A 313-nucleotide genomic window follows, 5' to 3' on the forward strand; every position below is an offset into this window, starting at 1 on the left:
GGTGCCGGCCCAATGCGCCAGCCCATGTTCGATCTTACCATGGTGGGCAAGCGCGGGCAGCGAGAACTCGACGGAATCCTCGGCATGTCACATTGAAAGGCTTCCTCACTGAGCAGACGCCATCGCATTCCCCGAGACGAGCATGCCATCTCGAACCAACAACTCGCCATCGGACTTAAGCACTTCGATGCGAGCAAGGATCACGTCTCGCAACTGGCTGCTGGTTGCCTTGAAGCCCAAGCCGCGGGCGACAGCGTTCACGGCCTCGTTCTCCGTAGCACCCAGGCTGGTGGAAATGAGAGAGGTTAGTCCC

General features: G+C 59.7%; 1 protein-coding gene. It reads right to left on the bottom strand.

The window, feature by feature from the left end:
• Positions 1-105 precede the first annotated feature (105 nt).
• Positions 106-313: hypothetical protein (locus AF337_RS40290; protein WP_152971041.1), on the bottom strand; the 208-nt coding region annotated here is incomplete at its 5' end.

Source organism: Rhizobium ecuadorense, assembly GCF_001187535.1.
GTDB lineage: Bacteria > Pseudomonadota > Alphaproteobacteria > Rhizobiales > Rhizobiaceae > Rhizobium > Rhizobium ecuadorense.